Consider the following 13912-nt stretch of genomic DNA (forward strand, 5'->3'; position numbering starts at 1 on the left):
GCTCCCACACTTGGCCGAGTTCCAACATGAGAATGCGTTCAAAATGTGGGAGCTGGCTTGCCTGCGATGGCGTCATCAGCTACGCAGTGTGATCACCGGCCAGCCACGTTTCTCGGCTTCAGCCCGAAGATTCGGATCCGGATCCACCGCCACCGCGTGAGTCACCTGCTCCAGCAGCGGCAGGTCATTCATCGAGTCACTGTAGAAGTAGCTGTCTTCCAGGCTGTACCCGGTTTCTTCCAACCAACGATTCAAGCGCGTCACCTTGCCCTCGCGAAAGCACGGCACATCAGTGCTGCGCCCGGTGTAGCGGCCGTTTTCCATCTCGCATTCGGTGGCGATCAGGGTTTCCACGCCCAGGCGTGCGGCAATCGGCGCGGTGACGAAACGGTTGGTGGCGGTGATGATCACCAGCTTGTCACCGGCGGCGCGGTGCTTGGCCAGCAGTTCCACGGCTTTAGGCAGCATCAGCGGTTCGATGCAGTCGCGCATGAAGTCGTTGTGCCACTCGTCCAGTTGGGTCATCTCGGTACGGCCGAGGATTTCCAGGCTGAAGTTCAGGTAGGCGGCGTTGTCCAGCTTGCCGGCCAGGTAATCCTGGTAGAACTCGTCGTTGCGGGCCTTGTAGGCAACCGGATCAAGAATCCCGCGTTCACACAGGTAATCGCCCCAAGCGTGATCGCTGTCACCGCCGAGGAGGGTGTTGTCCAAGTCGAATAAAGCCAGGCGCATTGCAGTTACTCGCTGAAATGTCTGTAAAAAGGCGTCCAGAATACGGTCTTTTCACAAGAGTGCACATAAGGTAAGAAGCCTCGTTGCCGCTTCATCAACCTTTGTGGAACAATGCGGCGACATGCGTTTGCGAGGTTGTTGCCGTGATCGACCCCGATGGTTTCCGTCCTAATGTCGGGATTATTCTTACGAATGATGCCGGACAGGTGCTATGGGCTCGCCGAATCAACCAAGATGCCTGGCAGTTTCCTCAAGGCGGAATCAACCCCGACGAAACCCCTGAAGACGCCTTGTACCGTGAGTTGAACGAAGAAGTCGGCCTTGAGCGCGAAGATGTACAAATTCTGGCCTGTACCCGTGGCTGGTTGCGCTATCGTTTGCCGCAACGCCTGGTGCGTACCCACAGCCAACCGCTGTGCATCGGCCAGAAGCAGAAATGGTTTCTCCTGCGCCTGATCTCCAATGAGCAGCGGGTGCGGATGGATTTGACCGGTAAACCGGAGTTCGATGGTTGGCGCTGGGTCAGCTATTGGTACCCGTTGGGCCAGGTGGTGACATTCAAGCGCGAAGTTTATCGTCGCGCTCTCAAAGAGCTTGCCCCGCGCCTTTTAGCGCGCGACTGACGACGGAGTTCGACCCCGAGCCATGCTCAATACGCTGCGCAAGATCGTCCAGGAAGTTAACTCCGCCAAGGATCTCAAGGCGGCGTTGGGGATTATTGTGTTGCGCGTCAAGGAAGCCATGGGCAGCCAGGTCTGCTCGGTTTACCTGCTGGACCCCGAGACCAACCGTTTTGTGCTGATGGCCACCGAGGGCTTGAACAAGCGCTCGATCGGCAAGGTCAGCATGGCGCCCAATGAAGGTCTGGTGGGCCTGGTGGGGACGCGTGAAGAACCCCTGAACCTTGAAAACGCGGCCGATCACCCGCGTTATCGCTACTTTGCCGAAACCGGCGAAGAGCGTTACGCCTCGTTCCTCGGCGCACCGATCATTCACCACCGCCGCGTTGTCGGCGTGTTGGTCATCCAGCAAAAAGAACGCCGCCAGTTCGACGAAGGTGAAGAAGCCTTCCTCGTGACCATGAGCGCGCAGCTCGCAGGCGTAATCGCCCACGCTGAAGCCACCGGCTCGATTCGCGGCCTGGGGCGTGAAGGCAAGGGCATCCAGGAAGCCAAGTTCGTCGGCGTGCCGGGTTCACCGGGTGCTGCGGTCGGTACGGCGGTGGTCATGTTGCCGCCGGCGGACCTGGATGTGGTGCCGGACAAGACCGTCAGCGACATCGACGCTGAAATCAAACTGTTCAAGACCGCCCTGGAAGGCGTGCGCGCCGACATGCGCAACCTGTCGAACAAGCTGGCCACCCAGCTGCGCCCCGAAGAGCGCGCGCTGTTCGACGTGTACCAGATGATGCTCGACGACGCGTCGCTGGGTAACGAAGTCAAGACCGTGATCAAGACCGGCCAGTGGGCCCAGGGCGCACTGCGCCAGGTGGTCACCGATCACGTCAACCGTTTCGAAATGATGGACGACGACTACCTGCGCGAGCGGGCCTCGGATGTGCGCGACCTGGGTCGCCGCCTGCTGGCCAAGCTGCAGGAAGACCGCACCACCAACCTGGTCTACCCCGACAACACCATCCTGGTCAGTGAAGAGCTGACCGCCACCATGCTCGGCGAAGTGCCCGAGGGCAAGTTGGTGGGCCTGGTCTCGGTATTGGGTTCGGGCAACTCCCACGTCGCGATCCTGGCGCGTGCCATGGGCATCCCGACGGTGATGGGCCTGGTCGACCTGCCGTATGCCAAGGTCGACGGCATCGGCATGATCGTCGATGGCCATCGCGGTGAAGTGTTCACCAACCCCAGCGAAGTACTGCGCAAGCAATACGCCGAGGTGGTTGAGGAAGAGAAACAACTGGCGCTGGGCCTCGATTCCTTACGTGAGTTGCCATGCGTGACCACCGATGGTCACCGTGTGCCATTGCTGGTCAACACCGGCCTGCTGGCCGACGTGGCCCGGGCGCAACAGCGCGGCGCCGAAGGGGTGGGGCTGTACCGCACCGAAGTGCCGTTCATGATCAACCAGCGTTTCCCGAGCGAGAAGGAGCAGCTGGCGATTTATCGCGAGCAACTGCAGGCCTTCCACCCGTTGCCGGTGACCATGCGCAGCCTCGACATCGGCGGCGACAAGTCACTGTCGTATTTCCCGATCAAAGAGGACAACCCGTTCCTCGGCTGGCGCGGTATCCGTGTCACCCTCGACCACCCTGAAATTTTCCTCGTACAGACCCGCGCCATGCTCAAGGCCAGCGAAGGCCTGAACAACCTGCGCATCCTGCTGCCGATGATCTCTGGCACCCATGAGCTGGAAGAGGCGCTGCACCTGATCCACCGCGCCTGGGGCGAAGTGCGCGACGAAGGTGCCGACGTACCGATGCCGCCGATTGGCGTGATGATCGAAATCCCGGCGGCGGTGTACCAGGCCAAGGAACTGGCGCGGCAGGTGGACTTCCTCTCGGTAGGTTCCAACGACCTGACCCAATACCTGCTGGCCGTGGACCGTAACAACCCACGGGTGGCCGACCTTTACGACTACCTGCACCCGGCGGTGCTGCAAGCCCTGCAACACGTGGTGCGCGACGCCCATGCCGAAGGCAAGCCGGTGAGCATCTGCGGTGAGATGGCCGGCGACCCGGCGGCGGCAGTGCTGTTGATGGCGATGGGCTTTGACAGCTTGTCGATGAACGCCACCAACTTGCCGAAGGTGAAGTGGATGCTGCGTCAGGTTGACTTGGGGATGGCCAAGGACCTGCTGGCGGAGTTGATGACCATCGACAACCCGCAAGTTATCCACAGCTCGTTGCAGTTGGCGCTGAAGAATTTGGGGCTGACGCGGATGATCAACCCGGCCTCCGCAAAAACCTTGTAGGAGCGAGCTTGCTCGCGAAAAACGTCAACGATAACGCGGGGAGTCTGATTCCCCGCAGCGCTCTCAGGTTTTTCGCGAGCAAGCTCGCTCCTACAGGTAGAGCTCTACCTCGCCAAGTCGCCCACCATGCGGCCCGAAACTGCGTTCAAGCATCCGCCGCGTCCCGTCGGCATTCACGATCAGCGCCGTACTCGCCCGCGTCCCATAACTCGGGCTGGCGATAAACACGCTCGACAACAGACTCTCCGTCGCCAACCCCACCCCGGTATCCGGCAAGTCTGCAAACGGCGCCGTCTGCGGGTCGCTCAATATCTCCAGCAACGCCTCCGGCTGCGGATCATCCAACAGCGCACTCAACGCTGCCTTGGCCTTGAGCAGCTTGGGCCACGGCGTATCCAGCCCGGCGTTGGACAATCCATACACCCCAGCCTGCAATCGCGTCGGCTCCGTGTGATTGGCGTTGTAGTGCCACAACTCATCCCGCGTACCTACCAGCAGGTTAAACCCGGCATATTCAATCGAACGGCCGTTAACGTCGGCTAAATAGTCGTCAATCGGCAGGGTTCCATTGAGAAAGCGCGCCACCAGTTCCCCACGGGACTTACGTGCCGGTGGCTGGTGCGGGTCGCGGATGTTGGTCAGGGCGGCAAAGCGCCCATCGGCATTCACCCCCAGCCAAGTACCACCGGCTTCCTGATCGCGGCCGGCGTAGACCTCCGGCGCATCCAGCCACTGGGCCAGCGGCAGGCTGGGGCGGGCGTAGAACTCATCGCGGTTGGCCGCGACGATCAGCGGTTGGGCGTGGCCCGGCCGCCAGGCGAAAACAATCAGGCACATCAGGCGATCCCTTTTGTGTTTTTAGCCACTCTACCCACTCAAGCAGAGGCGTTCCATCGTATCCAGTTGGGTCGCATGCCTTCCATCCGTTAACATGCCGGACTTGGTTCGGGGGCTCCCATGGAATTTCTGCTGTATTTGCTGCTCGGCGCCTGTGCGGGCGTACTCGCCGGGCTGTTTGGCGTGGGCGGCGGGATCATCATCGTGCCGGTGCTGGTGTTCAGCTTCACCTTGCAGGGCTTTGACCCACAAGTGCTGACCCACCTGGCCGTGGGCACTTCGCTTGCGACCATCATCTTTACCTCGGTGAATGCCGTGCGCGAGCATCACCGACGGGGCGCGGTGCGTTGGCCGATCTTTGTGTGGATGACCGTGGGCATCCTGATCGGCGCGGGCTTTGGTGCACTGACCGCCGAAGCGATTTCCGGCCCGCACCTGCAAAAGATCATCGGCGTGTTCGCCTTGCTGGTGGCCGTGCAACTGGCACTGGACGTGAAGCCCAAGGCCAGCCGAACGGTGCCGGGCAAGGTTGGCTTGACCGTCGCCGGTACGTTTATCGGCTGGGCCTCGGCGATTTTCGGGATTGGCGGCGGCTCGCTGACCGTGCCGTTTTTGACCTGGCGCAGCGTACCGATGCAGCAGGCGGTGGCCACTTCATCGGCCTGCGGCCTGCCGATTGCGCTGGCCAGTGCATTAAGTTTCATGATTCTGGGCTGGCATGACCCGCTGTTGCCCGCTCATAGTCTAGGGTTCGTGTATTTGCCGGCGCTGCTGGGCATTGCCCTGACCAGCATGGTATTTGCCCGCTTCGGCGCACGCTTGGCGCACAAGCTGTCGCCGCGTTTGCTGAAACGGCTATTCGCCGGGTTGCTGTTCTGTGTCGGCATAAACTTTTTGCTTTAAAGAATTTGAATAATGCAGGCTTAATCGCGGCCCGGCATGGTCCCGGGCGCTATAACGAATGATTAACGAGGAGTCGCAATGCTGCCTTACCCGCAGATCGACCCGGTGGCCCTGGCCATCGGTCCGCTGAAAATCCACTGGTACGGGTTGATGTACCTGATCGGCATTGGCGGTGCCTGGTTCCTGGCTTCCCGCCGCCTGAACCGGTTCGACCCGACCTGGACCAAGGAGAAGCTCTCCGACTTGATTTTCTGGCTGTCGATGGGGGTGATTGTCGGCGGACGCCTGGGGTATGTGCTGTTCTACGATCTCTCCGCGTACATCGCCAACCCGACGCTGATCTTCGAAGTGTGGAAGGGCGGCATGGCGTTCCACGGCGGTTTTATCGGCGTGATGATCGCCGCCTGGTGGTTTGGTCGCCGCAACGGCAAGTCGTTCTTCCAACTGATGGACTTCGTCGCGCCGATGGTGCCGATTGGCCTGGGCGCCGGGCGTATCGGCAACTTCATCAACGCCGAGTTGTGGGGCAAGCCGACCGACGTGCCGTGGGCCATGGTGTTCCCGCCGTTCAGCGACCCGGCGCAATTGCCGCGCCATCCGTCGCAGCTTTACCAGTTCGCGTTGGAAGGCGTGGCGCTGTTCCTTATCCTGTACATCTTTTCGCGCAAGCCGCGCCCGACCATGGCGGTTTCCGGCATGTTCGCGCTGTTCTACGGGATCTTCCGCTTTATCGTCGAGTTCGTGCGCGTGCCGGATGCGCAGCTGGGCTACCTGGCGTTCGGTTGGGTGACCATGGGCCAGATCCTCAGCCTGCCGATGATCCTCGGCGGCCTGGGCTTGCTGTGGTGGGCGTACAATCGCCCGCAACCTTTGAAGAACACCGCGCTTTAAATTCGAATGCCGAGGCGGTTGCGCAGCCTCGGCTTCAACGATACGGGTAAAAACATGAAGCAATATCTCGAGCTACTGAACGACGTCGTGACCAATGGATTGACCAAGGGCGATCGCACCGGCACCGGCACCAAGGCCGTGTTTGCCCGTCAGTATCGGCATAACTTGGCCGACGGCTTCCCGCTGCTGACCACCAAGAAGCTTCACTTCAAAAGCATCGCCAACGAGCTGATCTGGATGTTGAGCGGCAACACCAACATCAAGTGGCTCAACGAAAACGGCGTAAAGATCTGGGACGAATGGGCCACCGAAGACGGTGACCTGGGCCCGGTGTACGGCGAACAATGGACCGCCTGGCCGACCAAGGACGGCGGCACGATCAACCAGATCGACTACATGGTCCACACGCTGAAGACCAACCCCAACAGCCGCCGCATCCTGTTCCACGGCTGGAACGTCGAGTACCTGCCTGACGAAACCCAGAGCCCGCAGGAAAACGCGCGCAACGGCAAGCAAGCGCTACCGCCTTGCCACCTGCTGTACCAGGCGTTTGTGCACGACGGTCACCTGTCGATGCAGTTGTACATCCGCAGCTCCGATGTGTTCCTCGGCCTGCCGTACAACACCGCCGCGCTGGCGTTGCTCACCCATATGCTGGCCCAGCAATGCGACCTGATCCCTCACGAGATCATCGTCACCACCGGCGACACCCATGCCTACAGCAACCATATGGAACAGATCCGCACCCAGCTGGCGCGCACGCCGAAGAAGCTGCCGGAGCTGGTGATCAAGCGCAAACCGGCGTCGATCTACGACTACAAGTTCGAAGACTTCGAAATCGTCGGTTACGACGCCGACCCAAGCATCAAGGCCGACGTGGCGATCTGATCAATGCCCATGGCTGCGCCCTACATGTGAGGGCTCAGCCTCGCTGGCTGCCACACTCCCGCTGACTTCCAGCCGCTGCAAAATCCCACACTCCGGTCCGCCACCACAACGTTGGCGCAGGTCCAGCAATTGCTCCTGCAACGCCAACAGCCCATCGATCCGCGCTTTCACATGGTGGATATGCTCGTCGATCAACGCATTCACGTTTTCGCACTGGTCCTGGGGGCTGTCGCGCAAGCCCAGCAGGCTGCGGATTTCTTCGAGGGTCATGTCCAGGCTGCGGCAATTACGGATAAACACCAGTCGCTCGGTGTGCGCCTGGGTGTAAACGCGATAATTGGCGTCGGTGCGCGCCGGGGGCGGCAGCAGGCCTTCCTTCTCGTAGTAACGGATGGTTTCCACCGGGCAGTCGGTCAGTTTGGCCAGTTCGCCGATCTTCATCGCAGCAATCTCCAAATGGGTGCTTGACCCTATAGTGGCTACAGGGTCTTTACTTGGCAACAGGCACCTTCACGGACGCGACAGAATGAGCGACTCCATCCACACCCCGCATAAACACGAGCACGAGCATGATCACGACCATGCCCCGAAAAAACTCACGCCGGTACATGACCACGGCCACGGCGGCTCCTGCTGTTCCGGCACTCCGGCCCCGGCGTTGGTGCAACTGAGCGAGGCGCCCACCGCCGGCTCGCGTTTGAGCACCTTCCGCATCGAAGCCATGGACTGCCCCACCGAGCAGACACTGATCCAGAACAAACTGGGCAGGCTGGCTGGTGTGCAGCAACTTGAGTTCAATCTGATCAACCGCATCCTCGGCGTCACTCACGACTTGCCGAGTACTGCACCGATCATCGAAGCGATCAAATCCCTGGGAATGCAGGCTGATCCGATCGAAGAGGGCACCCCGGCCGCAGAGCCACCGGCCAAGAAACATTGGTGGCCCCTGGCGTTGTCCGGCGTCGGTGCGTTGGGTGCCGAAGTGCTGCACTTCAGTGGCGTCGCGCCCACCTGGGTGATCGCATTGGTAGCGTTGGTGTCGATCCTCAGCGGCGGCCTCACCACGTACAAAAAGGGCTGGATTGCCCTGAAAAACCTCAACCTGAACATCAATGCCCTGATGAGCATCGCCGTGACCGGTGCGATCCTGATCGGGCAATGGCCGGAAGCTGCCATGGTGATGTTCCTGTTCACCGTGGCCGAGTTGATCGAAGCCAAGTCCCTGGACCGTGCGCGCAATGCCATCAGCGGCTTGATGCAGATGACGCCGGAGCAAGCCACGGTGCGGCAGATGGATGGTTCCTGGGTTGAAAGGGAAGTCAAAAGCATTGAGTTGGGTGCGATCGTGCGGGTAAAACCTGGCGAGCGCATCGGCCTGGACGGTGAAGTCACCGCCGGCCAATCCACCATAGACCAGGCGCCGATCACCGGTGAGAGCCTGCCGATTGAAAAGACCGTGGGCGACAAAGTCTTCGCCGGCACCATCAACCAGGCCGGTTCCCTGGAATACAAAGTCACTGCAGCGGCCAACAACTCCACCCTGGCGCGCATCATTCACGCGGTGGAACAGGCCCAGGGCGCGCGCGCGCCGACCCAGCGGTTTGTCGATAGCTTCTCGAAAATCTACACCCCGGCGGTGTTCCTGTTCGCCCTCGGCGTGGCCATTATTCCACCGCTGTTCATGGCCGGCGCCTGGTTTGACTGGATCTACCGCGCCCTGGTGCTGTTGGTGGTGGCGTGCCCGTGTGCGCTGGTGATTTCCACCCCGGTGACCATCGTCAGCGGCCTCGCGGCGGCGGCGCGCAAAGGCATCCTGATCAAGGGCGGCGTGTACCTGGAGGGCGGTTACAAGCTCGACTATCTGGCCCTCGACAAGACCGGCACCATCACCCATGGCAAGCCGGTGCAAACCGACTACGTGGCGCTGTTCCCCAACGTCGCAGACAGCGCGCCGGCCTTGGCCGCCAGTCTGGCCGGGCGTTCCGACCACCCGGTGTCGCTGGCGATTGCCAACGCGGCTGTGGATAAAAACCTGCCCATCCATGTTGTGGATAACTTCGAGGCCCTGGCCGGTCGCGGCGTGCGTGGCGACATCAACGGCGAAACCTACCACCTGGGCAATCACCGCTTGGTGGAAGACCTGGGCCTGTGCTCGCCGGAGCTTGAAGAAAAACTCTTCGCCCTGGAAAAACAGGGCAAGTCCGTGGTGCTGTTACTCGATAAATCCGGCCCGCTGGCACTGTTCGCCGTGGCCGACACGGTCAAGGACAGCAGCCGCGAAGCTATCCAGCAACTGCACGCGCTGGGTATCAAGACCCTGATGCTCACCGGCGACAACACCCACACCGCCCAGGCAATTGCCGCCCAGGTGGGCATCGACCAGGCCCAGGGCGACCTGTTGCCGACGGACAAGCTGCAAGCCATCGAAACCCTCTACGGCCAGGGCCACCGCGTGGGCATGGTCGGTGATGGCATCAACGACGCCCCGGCGTTGGCGCGTGCCGAGATCGGTTTTGCCATGGCCGCAGCGGGCACCGATACCGCTATCGAAACCGCCGACGTGGCGTTGATGGACGATGATTTGCGCAAGATTCCGGCATTCATTCGTCTGTCGCGGCAAACGTCGAGTATCCTCAAGCAGAACATCGCCCTGGCGTTGGTGATCAAGGCGATCTTCCTGGCGGTCACCTTCCTGGGCATGGCCACCATGTGGATGGCGGTGTTCGCCGACATGGGCGTGAGCCTGCTGGTGGTGTTCAATGGCCTGCGCCTGTTGCGCAAATAGAGATGAGAGGGTGGTGTGCTGAGTGCCGAGCTGAAGGCTTTTTTCATGGTCGCCCGCTTGGGTAGCATCACCCAGGCGGCGAAAAAACTCGGCCTGAGCCAACCCACGGTCACCACCCAGATCCGTAACCTGGAAAGCCAGTACGGCGTCGAGCTGTTCTACCGCGGCGGCCGCCGCCTCACCGTCAGCGACGAGGGTGCGCGCCTGCTGCCGATGGTCAAGGCGCTGTTGCAGCAGGAAGCGGACATCGAGTTTTTCCTGCGCAACAATGGCCAGGTCCAGGGCGCATTGAGGATTGCCGCCACGGCGCCTTACTACATCCTCGACCTGGTCAAAGCCTTCCGCGAGCGTCTGCCGCAAGTGGAGGTGTCGGTGGAAATCGGCAACTCCCAACAAGTGCTTGAAGCCTTGGACGACTACCGTGTCGACGTCGCCGCCTCCTCGCAACTGCTGGAAGACCCGCGCCTGATTCGTCGTGTGCTGGGCACCGACCCGCTGGTGCTGGCGGTGCATCGCAACCATCCCCTGGCCAAGCTGGATCACGTGCCGCTGAGCGCTTTGGCCGGGCACACCTTGCTGATGCGTGAAGCGGGCTCAACCACGCGGCGCCTGACTGAAGAACTCTTGCAAAGCGCCAACGTAAGCTATGGCCCTTTGCTGGAGATTGGCAGCCGTGAGTCGATCCGTGAGGCGGTGTTGCGCAACATTGGCATCAGCATCATTGCGCGGCAGGAAGTGCCGCATGATCCGCAACTGCGGGTGCTGACATTCGAGAATGCGCCGCAGATTCCGGAGTATTTGTACTGCCTCAAGGAACGCAAAGGCGCACGATTGCCGGCGGCATTTCTGGGGTTGGCGCAGGAAATGTCGCCGCTCTAACGATCAAGCGATCTGTGGCGAGCGGGCTTGCCCCGCGTTGGGCTGCGTAGCGGCCCCAATAAGACCACCGCATTTCTCCTGGTAGAACTGAGGTGTCTGGTTTTAGGGCTGCTCCGCAGCCCAACGCGGGGCAAGCCCGCTCGCCACACAGAAACCGCTCACCACAAGGGTGTCCGCGTCCTACCCAAATCCACCAATACCACTATCACCGCGTTTTGCCTTTCTGCCACATGAGGGACGCATTGCCTGCCTAGCATGGGCTTCATCCGTTCGATGAGGTGCCTTGCATGAACACAGCCCTGACCCAACCCGGCGCGCCGATGAAAGTGCGCGGTATCCAGAAACGCTTCGGCGCCTTCACCGCGCTGGACAACGTCTCCCTGGACGTCGCCGCCGGCGAGCTGGTGTGCCTGCTGGGCCCGTCCGGTTGCGGCAAGACCACCTTGCTGCGTTGCATCGCTGGCCTGGAGCGCCAGGACAGCGGCGAACTGTACCTGGGCAGCCGTGATGTTTCCCTGCTGCCGCCCCAGGCACGGGACTACGGCATTCTGTTCCAGTCCTACGCGCTTTTCCCCAACCTTACCGTCGAAGCGAACATCGGCTACGGCCTCACCGGTAGCGGTCGCGAGGAAGCGCGCAAGCGCGTCGGACAGATGCTTGAACTGGTCGGCCTGGTCGGCAGCGAAAAGAAATACCCCGGCCAACTCTCCGGTGGACAGCAACAACGCGTCGCCCTGGCCCGTGCTTTGGCGCCTGCGCCTTCGTTGTTGTTGCTGGACGAGCCAATGTCGGCCCTCGACGCCCGCGTCCGTGAGCATCTGTGCACCGAGCTGCGCCAACTGCAACGGCGCCTGGGCATCACCACATTGATGGTCACCCACAACCAGGACGAAGCCATGCTGATGGCCGACCGTATCGCCGTGATGAACAACGGCAAGGTCGAGCAATACGCCACGCCTCAGGAGATCTACGACCGCCCGGCCACGCCGTTTGTGGCGGAGTTTGTCGGCCAGGGCAACTGGCTGCCGTTCAGCCGCAACAGTGCCAGTCACGCCCAGGTCGGTGGGATGAACATGCGCCTGGCCGACGATGCCGGTGTGGCCAAGTCCGGCCGCTTGTTCTGCCGCCCTGAGGCGATCAGCGTCAACCCGCCGGTGCATGAAGAAAACCTGTTTCCGGCCAAGGTCCGCGAGATCACTTTCCTCGGCAACCGTTGCCGCATGAGTTTTGAGCTGGAGCAACTGCCCGGCCATGCGCTGTTGGCCGAGTTGGCCCCGGAAGCCATGCCGCGCCTGGGCGCCCAAGACATCTGGGTGGCGTTGCCGCCGCGCAGCCTGCAGGTGTTTGCCTGAGATGGCCGCTGTCATGACGCTGCCACGACCGGTGTCCCGCGCCGAAACCGGTGACCGAATTTTCGTCGTCGGCGGCAAACTGCTGTGGCTGTTGCTGCTGGGCCTGGCTGTCTTGATGCCGCTGCTGGCGATCTTCTGGCGCGGTTTCAGTGGTGAAGCCGGGCAGGGCGGTGGCCTGGTGGCTGCGAAGGAACTGATCACCAGCGCCAATTTCCACTGGCTGCTGGGCAACAGCCTGAAAGTTTCCCTCAGCGTGGCGGCCATTGTCGTACCGCTGGCCTACCTGTTTGCCTACGCCCTGCAACGCACGTTGATCCCCGGCAAGGCGATCTGGCGCGGCATGTCGTTGCTGCCGTTGATGGCGCCGTCAATGTTGCCGGGCATTGCGCTGGTCTACCTGTTCGGCAACCAGGGCATGCTGCGCGGGTTGCTCTCGGACAATATCTACGGCTTCTGGGGCATCGTTCTTGGGGAGGTGATCTACACCTTCCCACACGCCTTGATGATTCTGCTGTCGGCGCTGTCCCTGGCGGATGCGCGCCTGTTCGATGCGGCCTCCAGCATGGGCGCCAGCCCGGCGCGGGCGTTTCGCAGCATTACCTGGCCGGCCACGCGTCAGGCGGTGTTCGCTGCGTTCTGCCTGGTATTCACCCTGACCATCACCGATTTCGGCGTGCCCGTGGTGGTCGGAGGCGATTATCAGGTGCTGGCGCTGGAAGCCTACAAGGCAGTGGTCGGCCAGCAACAGTTCGGCCGCGGCGCGTTGATCGGCATGGTGTTGCTGCTGCCAGCGCTGTTCAGCTTTGGGGTGGATGCCTGGCTGCGCCGCCGTCATGGCGATTCCATGAGCGGTCGTGCCCAAGTGTTCCAGCCGGCGCCATCGCGCATGAGGGACGGCTGCTACCTGGCCATCGTGCTGCTGATCTGTGCCGTGTTGCTGCTGGTGTTCGGCATGGCGGTGTATTCGTCGCTGGTGAAGTTCTGGCCGTACAACCTGTCGCTGTCGCTCAACCACTACCAGTTCGAAGACACGGCCGGCGGCGGCTGGCTGGCCTATCGCAACAGCCTGACCATGGCGCTGTGCAGCGCATTGATCGGCAGCGTGTTGATCTTCACCGGCGCCTACCTGATGGAAAAGACCAAGGGCCAGAAAGGCCTCAACCTCGCCCTGCGCATGCTCAGCTTTGTGCCGATGGCGGTGCCGGGCTTGGTGCTGGGCCTGGGCTACGTGTTCTTTTTCAACCTCAACGGCAACCCGCTGCACGTGTTCTACGGCACCATGACCCTGCTGGTGGTGTGCACCATTGCTCACTATTTGACCACTGCGCAGATGACTGCCACCACGGCACTGCGTCAACTCGACGCCGAGTTCGAAGCCGCCGCCTTGTCCCTCAAGGCGCCGCTGTACCGGCATTACCTGAAAGTGACGGTGCCGATCTGCCTGCCGGCACTGCTGGACATCGTGCGCTACCTGTTCGTGTCGGCAATGACCACCGTGTCAGCCGCGATCTTCCTCTACAGCCCCGACACCATCCTCGCCGCCGTCGCCGTGTTGAACATGGACGACGCCGGCAACGTGGGCGGTGCGGCGGCCATGTCGACCCTGATCCTGTTCACCTCAGCCGGCGTCTCGCTGCTGCTGGCGTGGGCCTCACGTGGCGCGTTGCGCCGCTCCCAAGCCTGGCGCCAGAGCGCACCCGGCCAATAAATATCCCTGAAG

12 protein-coding genes are annotated in these 13912 nt (G+C 61.7%); 9 read left to right on the forward strand and 3 right to left on the reverse strand.

Annotated elements, in window-relative coordinates; all coding sequences use genetic code 11:
* Positions 1-75: 75 nt before the first annotated feature.
* Positions 76-732 (reverse strand): histidinol-phosphatase, encoded by a 657-nt coding sequence (locus HX793_RS16885; RefSeq protein WP_016979023.1) that lies wholly within the window; start codon positions 730-732, stop codon positions 76-78.
* 143 nt (positions 733-875) lie between these two features.
* Here HX793_RS16885 and HX793_RS16890 point away from each other — a divergent pair, with 143 nt between their 5' ends.
* The gene (locus HX793_RS16890; RefSeq protein WP_003176750.1) at positions 876-1355 is read left to right on the forward strand and encodes an RNA pyrophosphohydrolase; all 480 of its coding nucleotides are present in this window, start codon (positions 876-878) and stop codon (positions 1353-1355) included.
* A gap of 22 nt (positions 1356-1377) precedes the next feature.
* Positions 1378-3657 carry a phosphoenolpyruvate--protein phosphotransferase gene (gene ptsP / locus HX793_RS16895; RefSeq protein WP_177094272.1) on the forward strand — a complete coding sequence of 760 codons (2280 nt, stop codon included), beginning with the start codon at positions 1378-1380 and terminating at the stop codon, positions 3655-3657.
* A gap of 90 nt (positions 3658-3747) precedes the next feature.
* On the opposite strand, the gene HX793_RS16900 is transcribed toward ptsP, so the two are convergent.
* Positions 3748-4494, reverse strand: a complete 747-nt coding sequence (locus HX793_RS16900; RefSeq protein ID WP_016979025.1) for an NRDE family protein — start codon at positions 4492-4494, stop codon at positions 3748-3750.
* A gap of 120 nt (positions 4495-4614) precedes the next feature.
* Between HX793_RS16900 and HX793_RS16905 the strand changes: the two genes are divergently transcribed.
* From HX793_RS16905 to HX793_RS16915, 3 genes are all read left to right on the forward strand, one after another.
* Positions 4615-5397: a sulfite exporter TauE/SafE family protein gene (locus HX793_RS16905; RefSeq protein WP_095013905.1), complete on the forward strand. Its 783-nt coding sequence runs from the start codon at positions 4615-4617 to the stop codon at positions 5395-5397.
* Positions 5398-5475: 78 nt separating this feature from the next.
* Positions 5476-6288 (forward strand): prolipoprotein diacylglyceryl transferase, encoded by an 813-nt coding sequence (lgt, locus tag HX793_RS16910; protein ID WP_010207296.1) that lies wholly within the window; start codon positions 5476-5478, stop codon positions 6286-6288.
* Between the two features lie 54 nt (positions 6289-6342).
* Complete coding sequence (locus HX793_RS16915; protein WP_025999960.1) at positions 6343-7176, forward strand: thymidylate synthase; 834 nt, start codon at positions 6343-6345, stop codon at positions 7174-7176.
* Here the strand turns inward: HX793_RS16915 and cadR are convergent, their stop codons facing one another.
* A complete protein-coding gene (cadR, locus tag HX793_RS16920; protein WP_016979028.1) occupies positions 7177-7617 on the reverse strand; it encodes a Cd(II)/Pb(II)-responsive transcriptional regulator in 441 nt (146 codons plus the stop codon).
* A gap of 85 nt (positions 7618-7702) precedes the next feature.
* Here cadR and HX793_RS16925 point away from each other — a divergent pair, with 85 nt between their 5' ends.
* The 4 genes from HX793_RS16925 to HX793_RS16940 all read left to right on the forward strand — a co-directional run bounded on the left by HX793_RS16925 (position 7703) and on the right by HX793_RS16940 (position 13900).
* Entirely contained in the window at positions 7703-9961 is a 2259-nt protein-coding gene (locus HX793_RS16925) for a heavy metal translocating P-type ATPase (protein ID WP_177094274.1), read from the forward strand.
* Between the two features lie 15 nt (positions 9962-9976).
* Positions 9977-10840, forward strand: a complete 864-nt coding sequence (locus HX793_RS16930) for a LysR family transcriptional regulator (RefSeq protein ID WP_016979030.1) — start codon at positions 9977-9979, stop codon at positions 10838-10840.
* Between the two features lie 287 nt (positions 10841-11127).
* On the forward strand, positions 11128-12192 hold the full coding sequence (locus HX793_RS16935; RefSeq protein WP_177052661.1) for a putative 2-aminoethylphosphonate ABC transporter ATP-binding protein: 1065 nt from the start codon (positions 11128-11130) through the stop codon (positions 12190-12192).
* Between the two features lies 1 nt (position 12193).
* The gene (locus HX793_RS16940) at positions 12194-13900 is read left to right on the forward strand and encodes a putative 2-aminoethylphosphonate ABC transporter permease subunit (RefSeq protein WP_177052662.1); all 1707 of its coding nucleotides are present in this window, start codon (positions 12194-12196) and stop codon (positions 13898-13900) included.
* Positions 13901-13912: the final 12 nt, after the last annotated feature.

It is taken from the genome of Pseudomonas reactans, from assembly GCF_013387025.1.
Taxonomy (GTDB): domain Bacteria; phylum Pseudomonadota; class Gammaproteobacteria; order Pseudomonadales; family Pseudomonadaceae; genus Aquipseudomonas; species Aquipseudomonas reactans.